Raw genomic sequence first — 22,544 nt, 5'->3', positions numbered from 1 at the left:
AGTGTGTATAATGGCGCTATTGTTAGAATAGAGATATAATAAATCAGTTGTACTGACTCATATACTACTTTTTTGATTGGCTCTGTGAAAAAGCATAGAATATGTTCAGGAAAAAATGTAAAAATGGTGAGAGGAAGAAGAAATTGGGATTTTTTAATTTTTCACAAGATTTAGGGATAGACTTAGGTACGGCAAATACATTAGTGTTTATTAAAGGGAAAGGGATTGTAGTTCGAGAGCCATCTGTAGTGGCACTTAATAAAACAACTGGGGATATTGAAGCAGTTGGCAGTGATGCCAAAAATATGATCGGTCGTACACCTGGAAATATATCTGTCATTCGTCCAATGAAAGATGGAGTTATCGCTGATTATGATACAACTGCTGCGATGATGAAGTACTATATTAAACAAGCACAACGTAATCGTTCTTCTTTTGCCAAAAAACCAAATGTGATGGTATGCGTGCCATCAGGGATTACGATGGTAGAAGAAAGAGCAGTGTTAGATGCTACAAAGCAAGCAGGTTCTCGAGATGCCTTTCCAATTGCTGAGCCATTTGCTGCAGCTATCGGTGCAGGTTTGCCTGTTTGGGATCCAACTGGTAGTATGATTGTAGATATAGGTGGTGGAACAACAGAGGTTGCAGTTATATCACTTGGTGGTATTGTAACAAGCAAATCTATCCGTACTGCTGGTGATGATATGGATGATGCGATTATTCAATATATTAGGAAAACATATAATCTCATGATTGGAGAAAGGTCTGCTGAATCGATCAAAATGGATATCGGTGAAGCACGCCCTTCAGAAGATGATGTAACGATGGAAATTAGAGGAAGGGATTTACTGACTGGGTTACCAAAAACAATCTCTATTAAAGCCTCTGAAATTAATTTATCATTAAAGGATACAGTTGATGCTATTGTGGAAGCAGTAAAAAATACATTAGAAAGAACACCACCTGAATTATCGGCGGATATAATGGATAGAGGAATTGTTTTATCAGGTGGCGGTGCGTTATTGAAAAATTTAGATAAAGTTATTAGTGATGAGACGAAGATGCCTGTATTTGTGGCGGAAGAGCCATTAGATAGTGTTGCGATAGGGACAGGGAAGTCTTTAGATTATATTGAACATTTTCAGTCACATCCGAATGTCTCTTCACAGCGTGTATCTGATTAAGAAGGTGTTGGCATGTTTTTTAGGAAGAAAAAATTATTTGTTTTGCTTATTTCATTGATTATTTTAGTTGGTATAATCGGCTTTTCGTTAAGAGAACGAACCAACTTGACGGTAGCAGAAGATTTTGTCCATGATACGGTGGGTTGGTTCCAAGCGATTGTGAATAAGCCTATAACTTTCACAACAAACATTACTTCTAATATAAAAGAAATAAAAAATGTTTATAAAGAAAATCAAATATTGAAAACAAGATTAGAAGAATTAAGAAAGCTGGAATACGAAAATCAAGAATTATCCAAAGAAATTGAGGAGTTAGAATTAGCTTTGGATAAAACAGAGTCTGATTTTTTAATGAATTTTACAACCATTCATGCCTCTGTAATGGCTAGGAGCAAGGATCAATGGTTTAAGCAAATAACCATTAATAAGGGGCAACAAGATGGTGTCGAGGCTAATATGGCGGTCATTACTGGAGAGGGCATGATAGGGAAAGTACAAACAGCATCGCCCTTTACCTCTACTGTACTTTTATTAAATGGATTTAATCGATCCAATCGGATATCCGTTAATGTGTTTCAGGATGACCAAAAGCGAGATATATCGGGTTTTATCGTCGATTATGATGAGGAAAGGGATTTGCTGTTATTAGAAATGAACGAGAATGATCCAGATTTAGAATCAGGACAAGTTGTTTTCTCATCAGGACTTGGCGGTGTATTTCCAAAAGGGTTGGAAATAGGAAAAGTAAAAGAGGTTGGGGTGGATCGTTATGAGTTAACTTCTATCGCATATGTAGAGCCATCCGCAAAATTGGACGAAGTGCAGCATGTTATGGTAATCGATCGTATGATGACAACTGAGGAAGAGAACGCAGAGGAGGAGGAGGATACATGATGCGTATCATTCCGTTTTCTCTTGCCTTTATTTGTGTCATCATGGTCGTTTTAGAAGGAACTATATCCCTAAATGTGCTACATATGATAGACTATTTAGAAAGTAAGTCTATTACCCCTCATTTTCTATTTCTTTTCCTTGTATATATAACCGTTTTTTTTGATCGAAGTCATACATACTATGGTCTAGCTTTTGCTGTTTTATTTGGCTTCACAATAGATTTAATATATACGGATATACTAGGAATATACCTTTTTGTTTATGCGTCAGTTATCTATGTGGTAAGAGAAATAATGAAGCTATTGCATGCGAATTTTTTAGTTGTCATGTTAATAAGTATAATGGGAATCTTGGCAACAGACATATTAGCTTATTTCTTATATAATATTATTCAAGTACATGATCAAATATGGCAAGTTTATTGGAAAAATCGTTTAATACCAACATTTATTTGGAATATTTTATTTAGTCCTCTTTTCTACTTGTTTTTTAACAAGCGTTTAAAAAAATGGTCAGCCATTATGTTTGATAGAAAAGGGTAGCAATCTATTACATGGTAGATAGGTGAAGGGTAGTCGTAATAAGGGGTTGAGTAGATCGTGTCAGCTAACCAAACTAACCAAAGGATTACAATAAAAGGGACAAGAGATGGTCTCACACTATTTATGGATGACACTTGTTCATTTGAAAATTTGTTAAAAGAGTTGCATGACATTTTAACATCACATCATTTCGCCGAAGATGAACCAATGATTACGGTAAAGGTTGAACTGGGGAATCGTTATTTAAATGGTGAGCAGGAAAGTCAACTTCGTGAAGTGATCCGGAAGCAAAATAAATTAGTAGTAGATCAAATCGTTTCCAATGTAATCTTAAAAACAGAGGCATTAGAATGGAAAGAAGATACCGAGATTCGGTTACATAATAAAATCGTGAGATCGGGGCAAGTTTTACATGTTAATGGAGATTTGCTATTAGTGGGTGATGTAAATCCTGGTGGTAAGGTGATCGCCTCGGGTAATATTTTTGTAATGGGAAATTTACGAGGAATAGCTCATGCAGGAGTAGATGGAAATGAAGAGGCTGTTATTGCAGCTTCCTATATGGCTCCTAACCAATTAAGAATTGCTGATAAAATAAGTCGTTCTCCAGATAATGAGCAAGGTGGAGTACATATGGAATGTGGATTTCTCGATGAACAACGAGAACAAATAATAATGGATCGAATCAGTTCACTAACAAAGGCTCGACCAGATCTAAATGCTTTTGAAAGGAGAATTTTCAATGGGTGAAGCAATTGTTATCACGTCTGGAAAAGGTGGGGTTGGTAAGACAACAACTACTGCTAATTTAGGTACTGCTTTAGCACTTTTAGATAAAAAGGTATGTTTGATAGATACAGATATTGGCTTACGCAATTTAGATGTGATTATGGGGCTTGAGAATCGTATTATCTATGACATTGTAGATGTACTAGAAGAACGTTGCAAAGTATCACAAGCATTAATTAAAGATAAAAGGTTTGACTGCTTATATTTGCTGCCAGCTGCACAAACAAGCGATAAGTCTTCATTAACGCCAGAAGGAATGATTGAGGTTATTAATCAATTAAAGCCTGATTATGATTACATATTAATAGATTGTCCGGCTGGAATTGAACAAGGGTATAAAAATGCAGTAGTAGGAGCAGATAAAGCATTAGTGGTGACAACCCCAGAAAAATCGAGTGTAAGGGATGCAGATCGTATTATTGGCTTACTTGAGCAGGAAGATATTGAACCACCTCACTTGATCATTAATCGTATTCGTAACCACATGATGAAAAATGGGGATATGTTAGATGTAGATGAAATTGTACAAGTGCTATCTATCGATTTATTAGGTATTGTGGCAGATGATGATGATGTCATTAAAGCTTCCAATCACGGGGAGCCAGTGGCTTTTCAGCCAAACACACGAGCATCCATTGCTTATCGTAATATAGCGCGGAGAATATTAGGAGAGTCTGTCCCGCTATTGTCATTAGAAGAAAAACCAGGGTTCATGGATAAAATCAAAAAAGTATTTGGATTAGCAAAATAAAGTAGTAAAAGAACTGGCTCATTGAGGCAGTTCTTTTTTAGCTAAGAAACTCTTAATTCTATATTATGATCACGACTGTATTCTATCTTTTGGTTCTTTTCCCTTATTCACTGTACAGTGGAACAAAACAGCGCAATACTGTGAGGGAGCGATTAAATAACGCTTCGGAAATATACTTCGCTTTCCGCGGGCAACGCTTCAGCTTCCTCGGAAGCAAAAATCGCTTCCTGCGGGATCTTCAGCTGTTGCTTTTCCCGCAGGAGTCTACGTATATTTCCTTCGCTAGTATGTACTGATTATCTTCATGTGTAGGATGTACAGTGGTTCAACAATGATGTTTCATAATCGTAACAGCAGCTGGAATATGCGAGACTCCTGTGGGAAAGCGATCCTAAGAGACCCCACAGCGAACGGTTTTGGTGAGCGAGGAGGCTCGTGGTGAGCCCACGGAAAGCGAGTATATTTCAGCTGCGTCGATAAATAGTCTCGCTACATTTACTTTATTATCACAAATTTTCTCTGCTTACGTCATATTTTATAGCTACTGTCCAATAGGTTTTATTTTAACAGCAACAATCTTTTAGAAAACTGCTTATCTTTTTGTGTGACTATCAAGGAAGCGCATCATAATTATTGTGTTACTCACATAGAATGGTACAAACCTTAATAAAGGAATGTGAGTAGGCCATGAGAAAAAACTTAGCACAAATTAGAAAAAACATTCATCGTCGTAAACAGGAGAGAAAACAGGCGACAGAGAAATTGATGTCACAATCAACGGACAAGTCTTTTATTAAAAATGTCATGATGGAGGATGAGGAGAGACATGGGTATTCTCCGCCTGTGCATGGTTGGGGAGGATCTTCTCAAAACTCATCAACTTCAAAGCCCTTCTTATTCAAGAGTGTATTAGCTTCTGCTATATTTTTTGTGTCCGTTTTAACAATGTCGATAGACAGTAAATGGATGGAAAAACCAAGACAATGGACAAGCTATGCGATTACGGAAGAATTCCCGTTTGCTACAGTAAATGCATGGTATCAAGCAAAATTTGGTGCACCATTTGCTATTCAAACAGATTTAGAAAAAGAAGAAGAGGTGGAACCAACCGCATTGCCAGTATCTGGACAAATTAGTCAGTCCTTCCAAGAAAATGGAGAGGGAATACGTATTTCCTCATCACAAGAAACAGAAGTGGTAGCAGTAGAAGCTGGTACTGTTCTATTTGCAGGAAATGATCGACATATGGGGAAAACGGTTATTGTTCAACATGCTGATAGAAGTAAATCTATTTACGGTTTTTTGTCAGATATAGAAGTATATTCGTACCAAACCATTCAAGAAAACCAGCCGATTGGGACATATATTCCGGATGAAAATCAACAGTCCATGTATTTCGCAATTGAAAAGAATAGGCAATTCATTGATCCGATTAGGGTGATGCAAGTTGATGAACAGCCTTAGAGTGCTGCCGCCCATTCATATTCACCCCATTGTCGTCTTTTTCTTTATTGTTGCTTCCTTTACGGGGATGTTCATTGAATTTTCCATTATTTTTTCTATTGTTCTGATTCATGAATTAGGACATTATGTTTGCGCCCGTTTGTTTCATTGGCGAATTAGGCGCATTTTTTTATGGATTTTTGGAGGGGTCATGGAGACTGATGAATATGGAACTAGACCGATAAAAGAAGAGTGGTTAGTTACCATAGCAGGTCCTCTTCAACATATATTTATTTTTTTATTCTTGTATTTAGCAAAAGATACAGGTATTCTTTCGGATTCAGTTATTTCCCTAGCGTGGCAATATAATGCTTTTATATTAATTGGGAATTTATTACCAATATGGCCCCTAGATGGTGGAAGAATTCTGCAATTATTATGGGATCGGTTAATTCCTTATAAACAGGCACGTCAAATTACATTAATCTTATCATGCAGTTCTATCTTGATTTGTTTGGTTATCGTTTATTTATTGGATTATTTATCATTAAGTTTAGCCTTACTTATGATTTTTTTATTTTGGGAAAATCGATTAGAATGGAAAAAGAGACATTTTAGATGGTGGCGTTTTTTGTGGGATAAACATTGCAGTTCTCCTCATTATGGTCGGGAGAAGCTTGTTTTTGCTGAAGAGGAACAATTACTCTCAGATGTTTTCCCTCGCTTTCGCAGAGATTGTTATCATATCATTGCAATTAAAAATAATAAAAATCCATCGATGATTCAATATATATCAGAGAAGGACTGTCTATTTGCTTTTTTTGAAGAAAAGTTGCATCAAGTAAGCATTGGAGAGATGGTTGAGTAATGAAGTTAGGGTGATCATAACACTATGGGCATTTTATATTTTCAAACAAAATTGTCCGAAAAAGTAGGATTATATATAGAAAACCAAAAAGTAAAAGATATACAAATAGATAGAGAATTAAACAATGGGGAGAATGTTGGATCTATTTATCTTGGGAAAGTTCGCAATGTTGATGAACAAGTAGAAGCTGCTTTTATTGATATTGGCGGAAAAAAGGTTGGATTTCTCCCGAAGAGAGAAATTCCTCCATCTAAGCTGAATGGCCGTAGATGGAGTTCTGTTCTTACAGAAGGGGCTGACATCATTGTTCAAATTGTAAAAGAAAGTTATCAAGATAAAGGGCCAAAGCTTACGGCTAATATTGCACTACCAGGTACGTCACTGGTTTATTTACCATTTAGCGATTATATAGCATGCTCGAAAAAAATTCTCTCTCGAAAACGTCATGAATTAGAGGTTTCTACAGCTCCTTTATTGTCTTATCCAGAAGGTGTGATTTTAAGAACCAATAGTGCCGAACTAACTTTAGCTGAATTGCAGCAAGAGCTAGTATCTCAGAGAGAAAAATGGGAATCTTATCTTCATTGGGCTGAAATAAAATCTCCTCCTGCTTGCTTGTATAGGCAATCTGTCATTCCAGAACAAATGCTGAATCAGTATCAGCATAAGCCATTAGATAATATAATTTTTGATCAGCCAAAAGTGATGAAATCAAGCAAACAATTATTTCCACAGCTGGCAATACGTATGGAATCGAAACAGCAAATGCCTCAAATAGAAGAAGGGGATTTGGACCAATTGTTTGATCAACTCCTATCACCATTGGTTAAAACAAAAGAAGGTTTATGTTTGATGATTGAACAAACAGAAGGATTAACGGTCATTGATATAGATAGCAGCCAATTTAAAAGTAAACAAAGTAAGCAGCGAACGGTTTTGGAAATCAATCAAAAAGCTGCTAAGTACTGTGCAGATGAAATTCGCAGGCGTAATATTGCTGGTATTATTGTGATCGATTTTCTTAAAATGAGAAAAAAAGAAGACCAAGAAAAGGTGATAAATGCATTAAAGACAGCATTCGGTGATGACCCTATTCGCAGTGAAATATATGGTTTTACAAAGCTTGGGTTGATTGAATTAACTCGTAAAAGAGAACGAGCTAGTATATTAGAATTATTCACTAAACCGCGGATAAGCATCGAGCGGACAGTTGAATCTTTTGCTTATCAGCTAGAACGTGAACTATTTGAATTGGATCAAACGCAAACAGAAGCTGTTATGATTGCGTGTCACCCGATATTATTAGACTATCTCAAGCAAAACATTTGGCCGACACTAAAAGAAATAATTTCTTTAACTGTTTTAGTGAAGAAGGACAAATCCATTCACTATTATGAATGGATTCGCTCAGGAAGTGAGAATTTGATACAGGATAGTTTAGAGGATAAATCGTTTCAAGAGATTGACAACATTCGATAAAGTATGGTATGATACATTCGTTGTTTTTATGTAGCACCTGTTGCTACAACCGCACAGAACAGGTTTTAAGCTTGAGAAAAAGCACCTGTATGGCGAGTCTGAGTCACATGAGGAGGTGCAGTTGATGTACGCTATTATTGAAACTGGTGGTAAACAAGTAAAAGTAGAAGAAGGCCAAGTGATTTATGTAGAGAAGCTAGCAGCAGATGCTGGTGAATCTGTAACATTTGACAAAGTACTTACAGTAGGTGGAGATGAATCCAAATTTGGTACTCCATACGTTGACGGAGCTTCTGTTACAGCAAAAGTAGAGAAGCAAGGACGTCAAAAGAAAATTACTGTATTCAAGTACAAGCCAAAGAAAAACTACTCTCGTAAACAAGGTCATCGTCAACCATATACAAAACTTACAATTGAAAAAATCAATGCGTAAGGTCTTGTCTATATGATTCAAGTGACGATAGATTGGGAGCACAATCATATAAAGTCTTTTACACTAAGCGGACACGCCGGAAGCGGTCCAGCAGGGCACGACTTAGTTTGTGCTGCTGTATCTGCTATTTCATTTGGTGCTGTCAATGCAGTGTTTGAGTTATGTGAGATTGATTTAATCATTGACCAAGCTGGCGATGAGGGCGGTTATTTACAAGTAGATATCCCCGATCATATAAAAGATGATACATTAGATAATGCATCTTTATTATTGAAGGGGATGCTTGTTTCATTAAAAACCGTAGAGCGGGATTATGGTCAATATATATCCATCCATGAAAATTAAGGAGGTGTAAAATATGTTACGTCTAGATTTACAGTTTTTTGCAACGAAAAAAGGTGTAGGTAGTACGAAAAACGGTCGTGATTCTGAATCCAAACGTTTAGGTGCTAAACGTGCTGACGGCCAATTCGTATCTGGTGGTTCTATTCTTTACCGCCAACGCGGAACTAAAATTTACCCTGGAGTGAACGTAGGCCGTGGTGGTGACGACACTCTATTTGCAAAAGCAGAAGGTGTTGTAAAGTTTGAACGTTACGGACGCAACCGTAAAAAAGTTAGTGTATATCCTGCATAAATAGGTATAAAGGCTCTAATCTAAATTTAGGTTAGAGCCTTTTCTATTGTTTGCTTATGTACATAAATTGTTCGTTCATGTAAAGGATGATTCTCCTTCCGTTCTATGCTATAATTTGCTTATTGCATAGGAGTGAGCGATATGAAAGAAGATAAAGTATTAGAAATATTAAGGCATTATCGTCATGACTGGCTCAATGACTTACAATTAATAATGGGATATGCACAATTGGGAAAGCTAGAAAAAGTACAAGATAAGATTAACCAAGTTCTGGAACGTACTGAAATGGAACGACAGTTGGACAGATTAGCCATTCCGCAAACAATGCTTTGGTTAATGACATATAATTGGAAATCTGAATCCGTCGATTTAACGTATGAGTTACGGCTTGACAAACGTCCAGATAAGTTATCAGATGAAGTGCTTTCGTCACATATACAAGAAGTGTTTTCTATCTTAGAACAATATCAGCAAAAATTTCAGCACTATCATGGTACACTGAAAATGCAATTACACAAAAAGCACTCCGTACATATTCAATTAATTTTTGAAGAAATTTGGGAAAATGAAGAAGAACTAATCGAGCAATTGCTTCATTTACCCTTTATTCAATCAGTTCATAGACCAGAGCACAAACCTTTACAAATTAAATGGTTAGAATAAACAAAGAAGGTGATACAGCATGTTTGTCGATCAGGTCAAAGTTTATGTAAAAGCAGGCGATGGAGGTAATGGTCTTGTTGCCTTTCGTCGTGAAATATATGTTCCAATGGGCGGTCCAGCAGGTGGAGATGGAGGAAACGGTGGAGATGTCGTTTTTGAAGTAGATGAAGGGCTCAATACTTTAATGGATTTCCGCTATCAAAAACATTTTAAAGCACCACGCGGAGAAAACGGCATGAGCAAAGGAAAACATGGAAGAAATTCTGAACCACTTGTCTTACCAGTACCTCCGGGAACGACGGTACGAGATGATGCAACAGGTGAAGTGATTGCAGACTTAGTAGAGCATAAACAAAGAGCGGTGATCGCAAAAGGCGGAAGAGGCGGTCGAGGAAATATTCGTTTCGCAAACCCGAGCAATCCAGCTCCAGAAATCGCAGAGAAAGGGGAGCCCGGTGTAGAACGTGACATCCAAATTGAATTAAAACTCATTGCAGATGTCGGTTTAGTTGGCTTCCCTAGTGTCGGTAAGTCTACTCTTTTATCTGTTGTCAGTGCAGCACGTCCGAAGATTGCTGACTACCATTTTACGACGCTATCACCTAATCTAGGAGTTGTGGATACGGCCGATCAGCGTGGCTTTGTGTTAGCGGACTTGCCAGGGTTAATTGAAGGTGCTCATGAAGGAGTCGGACTAGGATATCAATTTTTACGACATGTTGAACGTACCCGTGTTATTTTACATGTATTAGACATGGCAGGTACAGAAGGGCGAGATCCTTATGAAGATTTTGTTACTATTAACAAGGAATTAGAGCAATATGATCCATCGATTTTGGAACGGCCGCAAATCATTGTAGCCAATAAAATGGACTTACCAGACGCTAAAGATATGCTTGATATCTTTAAAGAACAATTGGAAGAAGATTATCCAATTTATCCAATTTCTACCGTGACACAGGAAGGTATTCGAGATTTACTGTTTGCTGTTGCTAATAAACTTGATGAAATACCGAAGAATTATCAGCCAATTGAAGATCAAGATGAACGCGTCGTATATCGTTTTGAAAAAGAAGAGAAAGCATTTGAAATCACAAGAGATCCAGATGGTGCTTTTGTTTTAACAGGTGAGAGAATAGAGAAATTATTCAAGATGACTGATTTTTCACGTGACGAATCTGTGCAGCGTTTTTCCAGACAAATGCGTGGAATGGGTGTAGATGATGCACTTCGGAAGAGAGGAGCAAAGGACGGAGACACTGTTCGATTACTTGATTATGAATTCGAGTTTATGGAATAATAGAAACAGTTTAAGTAGAAAACGTGTCGCTCCTTAGATAAAGAGAGACTTCCATCAGTGGGGGGCTTCATCCTACCCTGATGGTTAACGAAACTTATCAGGGTGCTAGCTTCCGTTATCCCCCACTTTATCCTGCTTTCATTGTTCTAAGTCATGAAATGTGGGGCTTACGGACGATTGTTCACCGTGATAAATAATTTTATAGGGGAATGAACGGATGACGGAAAAGAATGAAAAATTCTATTTAGTACGCGAAGATTTTTTGCCAGAAGCAATGAAAAAAACATTAGAAGCCAAAAAGTTGCTAGAAGGAAATAAAGTGGAATCTATTCATGAAGCGGCAAAACAAGTTGGGGTTTCTAGAAGTGTTTTTTATAAATATCGAGATGCCGTTTTTCCTTTTCAACATATGGTGAAAGAACAGATGATTACACTGTTCTTTCACCTTGAAGATCAAACAGGGGCATTATCGCACCTTTTATCGGTAGTCGCAAACGCCGGATGTAATATTTTAACCATTCACCAAACGATACCGATTCAAGGAAAAGCAAATGTGACACTTTCATTAAATACAACAGGGATGAGATCTGATTTGGATCAGCTCATTTATGATTTAAAACAGATCACATTTGTCAACCAAGTGGAAATTTTAAGTTCAGGTGTTTCATAATATAGGGGGAGCAATTTATGACAGGAGCTATCGGGTTTTTAGGACCAAAGGGTACTTTTACAAAAATAGCAGTAGATTCTATGTTCAATGGAGATGTAAAAAAGAGCTATAAAACTATTCCAGAATGCATTGATGCAGTTGTCAACAAAGAGGTAAAGTATGCTGTATTGCCATTAGAAAACGCAATTGAAGGAACTGTAAATATTACATTAGACTATTTAATTGATTCGAATGATGTCAAAATTGTGAGTGAGGTGATTGTCCCAATTAGACAACACCTGATGGTTCATGCAGACAATGTGGATCAGTGGTCTAATGTTGAAACCATTTATTCCCATTCCCATGCCATTGCACAATGTCATTCCTATTTACGGCAAAACTTTTCTGGTGTTGATACACAATCAATGACCTCAACGGGAGCAGCGGCAGAATATATAAGTCAAAATCCAGATAAGAACATTGCAGCGATAGCAAATCACTTAGCAGCTAAAGAATATGGATTGTCTATTGTGCAAAAAGATATCCATGATTTTGACAATAACCATACAAGGTTTGTGGTGCTGCATAAGCAAGATGCCTTTTTAACATCGAATAAACTAGAGGAAAAAGGACATAAAACGACGGTCACGGTTTCTTTGCCTTCGGATCGCCCAGGTGCCCTTCACCAAGTACTATCCGCATTTGCATGGCGAAACTTGAATTTATCTAAAATTGAGTCGCGTCCAATGAAAACAGGATTAGGCAATTACTATTTCCTTATTGATATAGAACAAAAAATGGATGATGTATTAATCCCTAATGCGATTGCGGAAATGGAATCTTTAGGTTGTAAAGTAGAGGTTTTAGGCAGCTATCCGTATTATTTGCATAGTGGAAATGGTGTAACGCTTGCGGTTTAATCCGCAAGCGTTACTTTTTTAATAACAGAAAGCATAAAAATAATGCACAAAAGGCATAAACTGCAACATAACTTTGAAATGTTTTGCTTTTGTCCTTTAAGAAGGGTGCTCAGAATACCGCTCCGGAAATATACTTCGCTTTCCGCGGGGCGACGGTTCAGCCTCCTCGTGAGCAAAAAGCACTCACTGCGGGGTCTTCACACTGTCGCTGTTCCCGCAGGAGTCTGCGTATATTTCCTCCGCTAATGAAAGGGCAACTACGTCTCTAACTTCGCCAAAGGCTCGTCAACCGACGAGTTTTCTTTACAAAAAGAGAGGTAAATATTATTGCACAATAAATCCCCTGTCATGTAATGCTTGCTCTGCTTGTTCTAGTTTCCATTCTTCATCTGCTATAATAGTATGATTATGAATACCGTCCGTAAGCTCTAGCAAATAAGGAGCTTTTTTATCCTCAATTTTTTGTACAAATTGATCTACTTCTGCTCGATTACTCACCATTACCGATGCTTCTAAATCACCATAAATGGGGTGCTCAATACTTACATTTTTCACAGTGACACCATGGTCCACTATCAAGTATAATTCTTCTCTTGTTTCTTCTGCTTTATGTTGACAAGCAATCACCTTATAAAAAGGTTTTTTCTCTTGTTTTTGCTGTATATATAAATAGCCATTACTTGTAGCGATAATAGGGTGGTTCTGTGCTTTTAATAGAGAGATATCTTGGACGATGACTTGTCTGCTCACATTCGCCTTTTGCGCAATATTCGTCCCTGTCATTGGTTCATCGCTCTGTGTTAACCACTTTACAATCGCTTTTCTTCGATCGCTTCCTGAAAGCTTTTTACCCATGAATGGCTTGCCCCTCCTTTATTCTTTGAAAAATTTGCTTAGAGATATCGATTAATTGATGGATGTCTTCTTCTGTTGTTAAATGACTAAAAGAAAATCTAACGAATCGTTTCCCATCATTTGGGCGTAAAACGGAAATAGATCTTGGTATTTCATGATGACCAAGTGTACAGGCACTGCCTGTCGATATCCCGACCCCAAATCGATTGTATTCAAGCATCACATAATCCCCTTGTATATAATTGTTCGTACAGCCGACAATACTAGGACATTGATGATTAAATTCAAGCGGTTCAAGTGGTATATTTTCTTCCGCTAATCTTCTAATAAATAGGTTCTTGATATTCGTAAGATGTGAATAGTTAGACGATAACTTTTCTATTACTTCTGTCACAGCAGCTGCAAAGGCAGCAATTCCCGGTACATTCACTGTACCTGGTCTCATCCCAGACTCATGATTTGTTGTAACCGGATGAGGGGTTGTTGGTACATGGGAATTTATATACAATGCCCCTACCCCTTTAGGGCCATAAATTTTATGACTCGAAAAGGTCATACAATCAACTGGCAGCTGATCCAGCTTCATGTTTATTTTACCAAAAGATTGAACAGCATCGCTATGAAAATATATGTTTTTCTCTTGTAAGAGTTGGCCGATTTCTGCAACCGGCTGCATAATACCAGTTTCCCCATTGACGTGTTGAATCGACACGATACACGTATTTGGTTTTATAGCTTTTTTAAGTGTGTTGATGTCTATGACCCCTTCTCCATTTCCTCTAAGAAAGGTTACTTCTATATCTTCCTTTTGGTTAAGTGATTTCATATAGTGATAGATCGAGCTATGCTCCATTTCTGTCGTAATAAGGTGTTTTTTAGGCATTGGCTTAGAAGCACGAAGTAAGGTATCGATTGCCAATAGATTACTTTCTGTCCCGCCGCTGGTAAAAGTGATGCAAGAAGCATCTGTTTGTAAACATTCTGCTATTTTTTTTCTTGACTGCTCTAATACCTGTTTTGCTTCTCCTCCAATATCATGTAAGCTGCTTGGATTTCCAAAATAGTTGGCAGCTACTTCCGTATATATATTTAATGCATTTGTAGACATTGGTGTAGTGGCGGCATAATCAAAATACAACATATTATCCCCTGTCCTTTCTAAAAAAAATACTTGCCATATGGTTCATTATATGTAAATATATCTGTAAAGACAACTGTAAAGTGTGGTGATAAATTGGTACAGCCAAAAGTATTGATCATTGGTGCAGGGTTAGCAGCATTTGCTCTAGCCGATAGATTATATCAACAAGCAGACGTCACCATTATCACGAAAGAATCGATACATGATACGAATTCTAAGCGTGCTCAAGGTGGTATTGCAGCTGCGATATCTGATGATGACGATTGGCAATATCATTATCAAGATACAATACATGCTGGCAATGATTATAATGACACATATATGGTAGAAATGTTAACGAAAGAAGGGATAGAAGGGGTACAAGAATTGTTGCAATCAGGGTTTCCAGCAGATCGAGATGAAAAAGGAAGGCTTTGTCTTGGAATGGAAGGTGCCCATCAGAATAAAAGGATTATTCATGCTGGCGGTGATCAGACCGGTAAATTTTTGATGTTGCATTACCAGCAAAAAGTTCTGGATAAAATTAACGTTATCTCACATCAAATGGTAGTCGAATGTTTGGTGAAAGAAGACACGTGTTATGGTGTGATCACAATAGATAAAAACGATCAATTTCATTTGCATATTGCTGATAAAGTAGTACTGGCAACTGGAGGTTGTGGGGCTTTATATGAAACGTCCTCCAATGATCCAACTGTTACAGGGGATGGCTTTTCGATCGCTTATCGAGCAGGAGCAGTGATCAGGGATATGGAGTTTATCCAATTTCATCCTACTATGCTTGCATCTAGTATGGATGGTAATGCTCTCATCTCAGAAGCAGTAAGAGGGCAAGGAGCCAAACTAGTAAATCAATATAAGCGTCCTATTATGGAGAAGGTTCATCCTTTTCAAGACTTAGCCCCACGTGATGTGGTTGCAAGAGCTATTACGAATGAAGAGATGAATGGAAATCACGTCTTTTTAGATATCAGCAATATTACTGATTTTAATAAAACTTTTCCATCGATTACTGCAATTTGTGAAAATTCGAGCATAGATTGGCGATCTGGTTATATTCCCGTTACACCTGGTGCTCATTTTATTATGGGGGGGATTCAGACAAACGAAAATGGAGAAACCAATATTCATCAATTATTTGCCATTGGAGAGGCAGCATGTACTGGGGTTCACGGAGCAAATCGATTAGCTAGTAATTCTCTTTTAGAAGGATTAGTTTTTGCTGATCGGCTTGCAAAGCGAATACTAAGTGATCCGCATAGTGCCAGACACGTTCCATCTGTGGCATATCCAAAAAAACGTGATTCTAAAAAGATGTATTTGCCTGAAAAAAATTTATTGAAGAAATATATGAAGCGATATGCAGGCATAGAACGAAATGAAGAAGGGCTCTTGAAGATGTGTAATTGGTTAGAGTCATTTGATTTAGATTTTCAAGCTTCTGACCTAAGTAGAAACGGATCACGAGAAGATATGGAATGGCTGCATATGTTGACAACTGCATGGTTAATCACTACTTCTGCTTTGAAGCGAACAGAAAGCAGAGGAGCACATTATCGAACTGATTTCCCAACAAGTGATACAAAATGGCACAGAGTACCTATCGAACGATTCAAGACGGAAGTACTGTCCAATAAGAGATTATTAATCAACCATTAAGGAGAGAAGCTATGAATGAATTGTTATTGGAACAAAAGTTAAAAGATTTTATGCATGAAGATTTAGGGGAAGGAGATAAAACCAATGATATCTTGTTTCCTGATTCGGAAATAGCAACGGGAATTTTTGTAGCGAAAGAAGATGGGATCTTTTCTGGACAGTTGATTTTGGAAAAAGGCCTGTCTTTACTAGATCAGCAAGTGGATATAACGATGTGGAAGAAGGACGGAAATTGGGTGAAAAAAGGGGAGACCATAGCCAAAGTCACGGGCTCGAAAAAAGCTTTATTGTCTGGAGAACGCGTTGTGTTAAATCTTGTTCAACGGATGAGTGGTATTGCGACGGTGACAAATTTAGCCGTTAGCAGGTTAGAGAATCAAGAAGTGAAAATTTGTGACACAAGGAAAACTACTCCAGGCATACGAATGCTTGAGAAATATGCGGTTACTTGTGGAGGTGGTGTTAATCATCGTCACGGTTTATATGATGCGATCATGTTAAAAGAAAATCATATTGCTGCAGTTGGGTCAATTACGAAAGCGGTGGAACAAGTTAGAAAATCGATCGGCCATATGGTCAAGGTTGAAGTCGAGGTGGAAACAGAAGAAGAACTGAAAGAGGCAATTAAAACGGATGTGGATGTGATCATGCTTGATAATATGGAGCCAGATCAAATCAGATCTCTCCTTTCAATGATTCCTGATTCTATTAAAACGGAAGCCTCTGGTAACATCGGATTAGACCAAATAAAAATATATGCAGAGACAGGAGTAGACTTTATTTCATTGGGATTTATAACCCATTCGGCAAAATCTTTAGATATTAGTTTTCGATTATCACGGTGAATAACCGTCCGTAAAACCCCTGCTTCAAAAATTCAAGTAAAGCAGTTTAAGTGGGGGATAACGGACGCTAATACCATTATTGGATCAACTAACAACCGGTGGGGGAAGAAAGAACCCCAACTGATTGAGTTTCACTTTATAAATTAAATGATAACCAAGATTAAATCATAGGGAGAGGATAAGATGGATGTTCAAGCACTTCTAGGTGTACAGCATCAGACATTACCTGAAAAGTATAAGCAATTAACAGATCGAGAAATGGAACTTCGAATACAAGAAATAAAACAAGAGTTAGGCGAACAATTATTTATACCAGGACACCATTATCAAAAGGATGAAGTGATTCAATTTGCGGACACAAGTGGTGATTCGCTCCAGCTAGCGCGAATTTCAGCCAAACAACATGCATCCTATATTGTCTTTTGCGGGGTTCATTTTATGGCAGAAACTGCTGATATATTAAGCAGTGAACATCAGCAAGTAGTATTACCTGACATGCGAGCAGGCTGTTCCATGGCAGACATGGCGGATAAAAAGCAGACAGAAGAAGCTTGGGAGATACTAACCGATATGTTAGGAGATACGATTCTTCCTTTAACTTATGTTAATTCTACTGCTGATATTAAGGCGTTTGTAGGAAGAAACGGAGGAGCCACCGTTACATCATCTAATGCAAAAAAGATGGTAAAATGGGCATTGGATCAAAAACAGCGATTGCTGTTTTTACCTGATCAACATTTAGGAAGGAATACGGCGGTGGACCTAGGCATTCCATTAGAACAAATGGCAGTTTGGGACCCTATTCATAGAAAACTTGAATATGAGGGGGACCTTGATAAGTTGCGTGTTATTTTATGGAAAGGACATTGTTCCGTACATGAAAATTTCACCGAAAACAATATTTCTTATATTCGACAGCAATACCCGGAAATGAATATCATTGTTCACCCAGAATGTAAAAGAGAAGTGGTGGAACAGTCCGATTATGCTGGATCTACGAAATATATTATTGATACCATTAATCAAGCGCCAAGCAGAAGTGCATGGGCTATTGGGACAGAGATGAATTTAGTGAATCGGATCATAGACCAACATGATGATAAACATATTGTGTCCTTAAATCCTTATATGTGCCCATGTTTAACGATGAATCGCATTGATTTGCCCCATTTATTATGGTCTCTTGAAGGAATTCGAGAAGGAGAAATTCATAACCAAATTAAAGTGGATCAAAATGTAGCTAAAGAAGCTAAGTTAGCATTAGATCGAATGCTCAATCGTTCATAAAGTAATTAGTAAAGAAGGTACCTTTTCAATGAAGAGGGTACCTTTTTTACTTTAGAAAGGTATAAGAATCACATTAAATGTCAAACACCTATTTTTTTAATCAACATTTTAGGCAAGTTGCATATGTTGGTAAGGAAGATGATCTTGAACGATGTTGGTTATCACAAGATACTTATAGGAAGAAAGGAGTAAGTACTTTGAAAATTCATATTGTACAGTCAGGAGAAACACTGTGGACGATATCACAAAAGTATAATGTAGATCTGCAAGATTTGATAGCGGCTAACGGACAGATTTCAGATCCAGATATGTTAATGCCAGGTATGAAAATTACCATCCCTTCATCAGGCCATTCTCCGAAGCCGAGTGGTGATAAGAAAGATAAAAAAGATAAGAAAGAACAGAAACCAAGTGATCAAACTCCAGTACAACCACAAATTACAGAAGACGATGATAAAAAATGGGAGCCATTAAAAAAGGAAATGCCGTCATTACCATTTCAATTTAAGAAGCAGCCATTAGATAAAAAGCCACAAGGTAAGCCAGGTCAAAAGTGGGATTTTTCCGAAAAAGACAAAAAATGGCCACCGTTTCAAGATAAAGAAAATAAGTTGCAACCTATGATGCCTATGGATGATTTTGATAAGTTGGAAGGTGCACAACAAATGCCACAGCAACAAAAGCCGCAACAGCAGCCAACACAAATGGCACCGCAACAACAGATGCCGCAACAGATGCCGCAACAGATGCCGCAACAGATGCCGCAACAAATGCCACAGCAGCCAACACCATGTCCGCAGTATATGCCTCACCAGCATGGTCCAAGTCAATTACCGCAGCATGGTCAAATGCCAATGCAGCAAGCACCATGTTATTCAACAGAAGGGATTCCTTATGGTTACGGGCACATGGGACCATCTTATCAACCGCAAGCTATGGGGCCATCTCAAACGCCTCCGTCTTCAATGCCTAAAGATAAACAAAGCAAAAAGCAAATGGATGATCAAAATTGGATGTCACAACCATCGACACCACATTCTCAACCTATGTATCCAGGAATGCAGCAAATGGGTACTCCTTATGGACAACAGAATCCGCAGCAAATGCAGCCACAGTATGTTAATCCTTACCAAATGTCCCACCAACCACAGCAAATGCCATACCAGCCGATGAATCAACATCCAATGATGGGGCAGCAAGGAGTACCATACTCTCCTTATCAGCAGCAAATGTATCCGCAACAACAGCAACAAATGCATCCGCAGCAACAACAAATGTATCCACAGCAACAGCCTTATACTCCATATGCAAAGCCTAAAAAAGATTGTGGATGCGGACACAGAGAAGGCTAACAGAAAAAAGCGGTTCTTATCGAATCGCTTTTTCTTTATTGCCATTTACGAAAGCGATATATTTTCAATATCTTCTTTCTGTGATAAAGTAATGAATAGAATAAAAATTTCATTCTAATGGATTGTAAGATAGATGAAGAGGTGAAAGAAATGGCAGGACATTCAAAGTGGAAAAATATACAGCGAAGAAAAAATGCACAAGATGCAAAACGTGGTAAAATTTTCATGAAGCATGCAAAAGATATTTATATTGCAGCAAAGCAAGGCGGCGGTGATCCAGAGATGAACCCAAGCCTTCGCTTAGCGGTAGAAAAAGCCAAATCAGATAATATGCCAAATGATAATATTGATCGTGCTATCAAGAAAGCAACAGGTGATTTAGATGGAGCTAACTTCGAAGAATTAACGTATGAAGGCTATGGCCCAGGTGGTACGGCAGTAATGGTAGAGGTATTAACCGATAATAAAAACCGTACTGCTTCTGAATTACGTCACGCCTTTAGTAAAAATGGCGGTAATTTAGGGGAAAATGGATGTGTAGCATTCATGTTTGACCGTAGAGGTTATTTAGTCATTGACCAGAATCAAACAGATGCAGATGAGGATACAGTCATGCTTGAATCCATTGAAGCTGGAGCAGATGAAATGGAGACATTGGAAGGTGCCTATGAAATTTATACGGATCCAGAAGAATTTCAATCTGTGAAAACCCAGCTTGAAGAAAGTGGATTTGTTTTCGATACGGCTGAAATTACCATGATTCCACAGACTCCATCACAAGTGGATGAACCGGATGCTAACAAGTTGGTCAAGCTCGTTCACATGTTAGAGGATATGGAGGACGTTCAAGAAGTCTATCATAATTTAGAAGCAGATGAATCCATTATGGCGCAATTATAAGTAAACGATAATCGTATAAGGCTATATTATATGAGGAGTACTTTTTTGGTAGTGAAATGACCGAAAAAGTGCTTTTTTTGTTGGTTAAAATTCCTACAATTGGACATTCTAATAATAGCCAACCAAAGGAGGGTCGATATGGGTAAAGTGTGGTTACTATTACATGTTTTAGTTTTATGTTTAGTAGGTATTATGACCTTTACTTCTGTTACCGAGTCAGACGACCAAGCTGAAGAAGAAAATATGACCGTTATGGCACAGGAACCATTAGAAATGAAGGTAACCTTAGAAAAATCGTATATGGATGGTAAAATAGAGAAAGAAACGGTGACCGAAACTATTTCGTCTATGCCTGATTTTTGGTCCACATATGAGGGCTGGGAAGTAATGGAGCAAAAGGAAGGACATATTCGTTTTCGAAAAGAAATGGACGATATCTCTCCATTTATGAAAACTTACGGTTATTTCGGTATAAAAGATGGTGTACTTACAATTTTTGAGGGTGTGCCAATAAATGAGACGGTAATTCAATCATTTTATCATATCGACACAGAAGAACTAGAAAGTCATTTATATGAAAATCTAAAAGATGGCATTAAAATAAAGACGAAAGAAAATTATCAACAAGTGTTAGAAACGTTTCGATCTTATCAAAATACAGAAGCAGTAAATAGTTGAACGATTTATGATCGTTCAACTATTTCTAGATCTTTGCTTTTTTTATATTTAAGAAAAATTCCTATCATGGCTACAAAAGTGACAATTGCCATCATATGGTACATGATATCTGATCCATAGTTTTCTAATATGGAACCCCCAATACTGCCTCCTGCAGCCCCTCCTAAACCAAAGCAAGTAGAGGTTAAAATCGCTTGTCCAGTACTTCTTAAATGATTAGGTATAAAATGGACCGCTGTTTGAAGAGCTACTAACCAGAATAAGCCAAATGTAATGCTTTGTGATATTTGCAGAAACACAATCCATTCAGCGGATTCAATAAACCCATATAGCATCCAACGAATCGTATAAAAAAAAGCAACACAGCCTAACAAAAATAAATGATTAAATTGCATAATTTTTGCTGTTAAAAAGTAAAAGACAGGAACTTCACTAAAGGCGGCTAGAGCCCATGCCAAGCCTACCAGAAACGTTGTAGCACCTAAACCTTCCAAATGCAACACTAGCATCGTATCATTCATTCGATGTGGTACCATGACAAGAAAGCATAAAGATAAAAACAGCATAAAAGGTTTATTTTGAATAATGGTTTTTAATCCATTTAATGTAACTGGATCAGCGCTATGGTTATCATCTTTTAAAAATAACGCTAAAGAAATAAAGAGAAGGATAAGGATCCAAAATAAGAGATAAATCCTGCTAATACCAACCCAGTCTAAAATTGGCCCAGAGATAATAGCAGTGGTAGCAAAGCCAACAGAGCCCCATAACCTTATTTTTCCGTATTGACCACGGTTTCTCTTACCTAAACTTTTAATGGCCATACTGTCTAACAATGGCATAGTTGGTGACATGACAAAATGAAATAGAATAAAGGAGCAGAAAACAATGAAAAAGTCTCCAACAAAAAAGATGCTGAAACTGACGGCGATCACACAAAAATATAATAGAATCAACAATCCTTTTATCGTTTTATATTTATCACTAATAAATCCAAAAAATGGTTGAGCTACAATGCTAACCATTGGTGCAATACCTAAAATGAGTCCGATTTCAAAGGAAGAAAACCCTCGGTAATATAAAAATAGAGGGAAAAAAGGTAGAATAAGTCCTTTATTACTTGCGTTCAACATAGTTAACGCTTTCAAAAATCGAATTTGTTGTTTCCTAGACATGCATATCCATCCTTTATGATTGGTTGATTATATTAATGTATCACATTATGTTTATCGCTATCATCTAATTTGCTTTTGCATCGACTTGAATTGCTCTACA

At 37.6% G+C, this 22,544-nt stretch carries 24 protein-coding genes and 1 other annotated feature; of the genes, 21 read left to right on the top strand and 3 right to left on the bottom strand.

The features are described from left to right. The first annotated feature begins 143 nt into the window (after positions 1-143). From GHD00_RS09350 to pheA, 15 genes are all read left to right on the top strand, one after another. Positions 144-1,184 (top strand): rod shape-determining protein, encoded by a 1,041-nt coding sequence (locus GHD00_RS09350; RefSeq protein ID WP_240468655.1) that lies wholly within the window; start codon positions 144-146, stop codon positions 1,182-1,184. A gap of 12 nt (positions 1,185-1,196) precedes the next feature. Next, the gene (mreC, locus tag GHD00_RS09345) at positions 1,197-2,078 is read left to right on the top strand and encodes a rod shape-determining protein MreC (RefSeq protein ID WP_163537896.1); all 882 of its coding nucleotides are present in this window, start codon (positions 1,197-1,199) and stop codon (positions 2,076-2,078) included. Then, the gene (gene mreD / locus GHD00_RS09340) at positions 2,075-2,620 is read left to right on the top strand and encodes a rod shape-determining protein MreD (RefSeq protein WP_163537895.1); all 546 of its coding nucleotides are present in this window, start codon (positions 2,075-2,077) and stop codon (positions 2,618-2,620) included. Before mreC ends, mreD begins: the two co-directional genes overlap by 4 nt. A 57-nt stretch (positions 2,621-2,677) precedes the next feature. Further along, a complete protein-coding gene (minC, locus tag GHD00_RS09335; protein ID WP_163537894.1) occupies positions 2,678-3,370 on the top strand; it encodes a septum site-determining protein MinC in 693 nt (230 codons plus the stop codon). Further along, positions 3,363-4,160 (top strand): septum site-determining protein MinD, encoded by a 798-nt coding sequence (gene minD, locus GHD00_RS09330; RefSeq protein ID WP_163537893.1) that lies wholly within the window; start codon positions 3,363-3,365, stop codon positions 4,158-4,160. Before minC ends, minD begins: the two co-directional genes overlap by 8 nt. Before the next feature lie 687 nt (positions 4,161-4,847). Continuing rightward, positions 4,848-5,624: a M23 family metallopeptidase gene (locus tag GHD00_RS09325; RefSeq protein ID WP_163537892.1), complete on the top strand. Its 777-nt coding sequence runs from the start codon at positions 4,848-4,850 to the stop codon at positions 5,622-5,624. After that, positions 5,611-6,471: a M50 family metallopeptidase gene (locus GHD00_RS09320; protein WP_163537891.1), complete on the top strand. Its 861-nt coding sequence runs from the start codon at positions 5,611-5,613 to the stop codon at positions 6,469-6,471. Before GHD00_RS09325 ends, GHD00_RS09320 begins: the two co-directional genes overlap by 14 nt. Before the next feature lie 24 nt (positions 6,472-6,495). Then, positions 6,496-7,950 (top strand): ribonuclease E/G, encoded by a 1,455-nt coding sequence (locus GHD00_RS09315; RefSeq protein WP_163537890.1) that lies wholly within the window; start codon positions 6,496-6,498, stop codon positions 7,948-7,950. A gap of 37 nt (positions 7,951-7,987) precedes the next feature. Beyond that, positions 7,988-8,060 (top strand) — a sequence feature (ribosomal protein L21 leader region). Between the two features lie 14 nt (positions 8,061-8,074). Continuing rightward, positions 8,075-8,383: a 50S ribosomal protein L21 gene (gene rplU, locus GHD00_RS09310; protein ID WP_163537889.1), complete on the top strand. Its 309-nt coding sequence runs from the start codon at positions 8,075-8,077 to the stop codon at positions 8,381-8,383. Between the two features lie 12 nt (positions 8,384-8,395). Continuing rightward, on the top strand, positions 8,396-8,728 hold the full coding sequence (locus tag GHD00_RS09305) for a ribosomal-processing cysteine protease Prp (RefSeq protein ID WP_163537888.1): 333 nt from the start codon (positions 8,396-8,398) through the stop codon (positions 8,726-8,728). Between the two features lie 13 nt (positions 8,729-8,741). Continuing rightward, on the top strand, positions 8,742-9,020 hold the full coding sequence (rpmA, locus tag GHD00_RS09300) for a 50S ribosomal protein L27 (protein WP_163537887.1): 279 nt from the start codon (positions 8,742-8,744) through the stop codon (positions 9,018-9,020). Positions 9,021-9,161: 141 nt separating this feature from the next. Further along, positions 9,162-9,683, top strand: coding sequence for a Spo0B domain-containing protein (locus GHD00_RS09295; protein ID WP_163537886.1), 522 nt, complete (start codon positions 9,162-9,164; stop codon positions 9,681-9,683). Positions 9,684-9,702: 19 nt separating this feature from the next. Continuing rightward, positions 9,703-10,983, top strand: coding sequence for a GTPase ObgE (gene obgE / locus GHD00_RS09290; protein WP_163537885.1), 1,281 nt, complete (start codon positions 9,703-9,705; stop codon positions 10,981-10,983). Between the two features lie 217 nt (positions 10,984-11,200). Beyond that, positions 11,201-11,653, top strand: coding sequence for an ACT domain-containing protein (locus tag GHD00_RS09285; RefSeq protein WP_163537884.1), 453 nt, complete (start codon positions 11,201-11,203; stop codon positions 11,651-11,653). 17 nt (positions 11,654-11,670) lie between these two features. After that, positions 11,671-12,552 carry a prephenate dehydratase gene (gene pheA / locus GHD00_RS09280; RefSeq protein ID WP_163537883.1) on the top strand — a complete coding sequence of 294 codons (882 nt, stop codon included), beginning with the start codon at positions 11,671-11,673 and terminating at the stop codon, positions 12,550-12,552. Between the two features lie 324 nt (positions 12,553-12,876). On the opposite strand, the gene GHD00_RS09275 is transcribed toward pheA, so the two are convergent. Both GHD00_RS09275 and GHD00_RS09270 read right to left on the bottom strand, forming a co-directional pair. After that, entirely contained in the window at positions 12,877-13,407 is a 531-nt protein-coding gene (locus tag GHD00_RS09275) for a transcription repressor NadR (RefSeq protein WP_163537882.1), read from the bottom strand. After that, positions 13,400-14,548, bottom strand: a complete 1,149-nt coding sequence (locus GHD00_RS09270; RefSeq protein WP_163537881.1) for an IscS subfamily cysteine desulfurase — start codon at positions 14,546-14,548, stop codon at positions 13,400-13,402. Before GHD00_RS09270 ends, GHD00_RS09275 begins: the two co-directional genes overlap by 8 nt. A 93-nt stretch (positions 14,549-14,641) precedes the next feature. On the opposite strand from GHD00_RS09270, the gene nadB reads away from it, so the two are divergent. From nadB to GHD00_RS09240, 6 genes are all read left to right on the top strand, one after another. Next, positions 14,642-16,207, top strand: a complete 1,566-nt coding sequence (gene nadB, locus GHD00_RS09265; protein WP_163537880.1) for an L-aspartate oxidase — start codon at positions 14,642-14,644, stop codon at positions 16,205-16,207. An 11-nt stretch (positions 16,208-16,218) separates the two neighbouring features. Then, entirely contained in the window at positions 16,219-17,052 is an 834-nt protein-coding gene (nadC, locus tag GHD00_RS09260) for a carboxylating nicotinate-nucleotide diphosphorylase (protein ID WP_163537879.1), read from the top strand. A 183-nt stretch (positions 17,053-17,235) separates the two neighbouring features. Continuing rightward, positions 17,236-18,339 (top strand): quinolinate synthase NadA, encoded by a 1,104-nt coding sequence (nadA, locus tag GHD00_RS09255; RefSeq protein ID WP_163537878.1) that lies wholly within the window; start codon positions 17,236-17,238, stop codon positions 18,337-18,339. A gap of 197 nt (positions 18,340-18,536) precedes the next feature. Further along, entirely contained in the window at positions 18,537-19,691 is a 1,155-nt protein-coding gene (locus GHD00_RS09250; RefSeq protein WP_163537877.1) for a LysM peptidoglycan-binding domain-containing protein, read from the top strand. A gap of 150 nt (positions 19,692-19,841) precedes the next feature. Beyond that, on the top strand, positions 19,842-20,591 hold the full coding sequence (locus tag GHD00_RS09245) for a YebC/PmpR family DNA-binding transcriptional regulator (protein WP_163537876.1): 750 nt from the start codon (positions 19,842-19,844) through the stop codon (positions 20,589-20,591). Between the two features lie 138 nt (positions 20,592-20,729). Further along, positions 20,730-21,269, top strand: coding sequence for a BofC C-terminal domain-containing protein (locus GHD00_RS09240; protein WP_163537875.1), 540 nt, complete (start codon positions 20,730-20,732; stop codon positions 21,267-21,269). A gap of 5 nt (positions 21,270-21,274) precedes the next feature. On the opposite strand, the gene GHD00_RS09235 is transcribed toward GHD00_RS09240, so the two are convergent. Continuing rightward, positions 21,275-22,444: an MFS transporter gene (locus tag GHD00_RS09235; protein ID WP_163537874.1), complete on the bottom strand. Its 1,170-nt coding sequence runs from the start codon at positions 22,442-22,444 to the stop codon at positions 21,275-21,277. Positions 22,445-22,544: the final 100 nt, after the last annotated feature.

Source organism: Gracilibacillus sp. YIM 98692 (assembly GCF_010993965.1).
In the GTDB taxonomy this organism is placed as follows: Bacteria; Bacillota; Bacilli; order Bacillales; family Amphibacillaceae; genus Gracilibacillus.
This window is presented reverse-complemented; position numbering and strand designations above follow the sequence as displayed.

What these genes read in the sequence shown, in the direction of transcription:
- rpmA (WP_163537887.1), top strand. Translation starts at nt 8,742, where the DNA reads ATGTTACGTCTAGATTTACAGTTTTTTGCAACGAAAAAAGGTGTAGGT.
- nadC (WP_163537879.1), top strand. Translation starts at nt 16,219, where the DNA reads ATGAATGAATTGTTATTGGAACAAAAGTTAAAAGATTTTATGCATGAA.
- GHD00_RS09285 (WP_163537884.1), top strand. Translation starts at nt 11,201, where the DNA reads ATGACGGAAAAGAATGAAAAATTCTATTTAGTACGCGAAGATTTTTTG.
- mreD (WP_163537895.1), top strand. Translation starts at nt 2,075, where the DNA reads ATGATGCGTATCATTCCGTTTTCTCTTGCCTTTATTTGTGTCATCATG.
- GHD00_RS09235 (WP_163537874.1), bottom strand. Translation starts at nt 22,444, where the DNA reads ATGTCTAGGAAACAACAAATTCGATTTTTGAAAGCGTTAACTATGTTG.
- GHD00_RS09325 (WP_163537892.1), top strand. Translation starts at nt 4,848, where the DNA reads ATGAGAAAAAACTTAGCACAAATTAGAAAAAACATTCATCGTCGTAAA.
- minD (WP_163537893.1), top strand. Translation starts at nt 3,363, where the DNA reads ATGGGTGAAGCAATTGTTATCACGTCTGGAAAAGGTGGGGTTGGTAAG.
- mreC (WP_163537896.1), top strand. Translation starts at nt 1,197, where the DNA reads ATGTTTTTTAGGAAGAAAAAATTATTTGTTTTGCTTATTTCATTGATT.
- GHD00_RS09295 (WP_163537886.1), top strand. Translation starts at nt 9,162, where the DNA reads ATGAAAGAAGATAAAGTATTAGAAATATTAAGGCATTATCGTCATGAC.
- GHD00_RS09315 (WP_163537890.1), top strand. Translation starts at nt 6,496, where the DNA reads ATGGGCATTTTATATTTTCAAACAAAATTGTCCGAAAAAGTAGGATTA.
- GHD00_RS09245 (WP_163537876.1), top strand. Translation starts at nt 19,842, where the DNA reads ATGGCAGGACATTCAAAGTGGAAAAATATACAGCGAAGAAAAAATGCA.
- GHD00_RS09270 (WP_163537881.1), bottom strand. Translation starts at nt 14,548, where the DNA reads ATGTTGTATTTTGATTATGCCGCCACTACACCAATGTCTACAAATGCA.
- obgE (WP_163537885.1), top strand. Translation starts at nt 9,703, where the DNA reads ATGTTTGTCGATCAGGTCAAAGTTTATGTAAAAGCAGGCGATGGAGGT.
- GHD00_RS09320 (WP_163537891.1), top strand. Translation starts at nt 5,611, where the DNA reads ATGAACAGCCTTAGAGTGCTGCCGCCCATTCATATTCACCCCATTGTC.
- GHD00_RS09275 (WP_163537882.1), bottom strand. Translation starts at nt 13,407, where the DNA reads ATGGGTAAAAAGCTTTCAGGAAGCGATCGAAGAAAAGCGATTGTAAAG.
- GHD00_RS09240 (WP_163537875.1), top strand. Translation starts at nt 20,730, where the DNA reads ATGGGTAAAGTGTGGTTACTATTACATGTTTTAGTTTTATGTTTAGTA.
- rplU (WP_163537889.1), top strand. Translation starts at nt 8,075, where the DNA reads ATGTACGCTATTATTGAAACTGGTGGTAAACAAGTAAAAGTAGAAGAA.
- nadA (WP_163537878.1), top strand. Translation starts at nt 17,236, where the DNA reads ATGGATGTTCAAGCACTTCTAGGTGTACAGCATCAGACATTACCTGAA.
- pheA (WP_163537883.1), top strand. Translation starts at nt 11,671, where the DNA reads ATGACAGGAGCTATCGGGTTTTTAGGACCAAAGGGTACTTTTACAAAA.
- GHD00_RS09305 (WP_163537888.1), top strand. Translation starts at nt 8,396, where the DNA reads ATGATTCAAGTGACGATAGATTGGGAGCACAATCATATAAAGTCTTTT.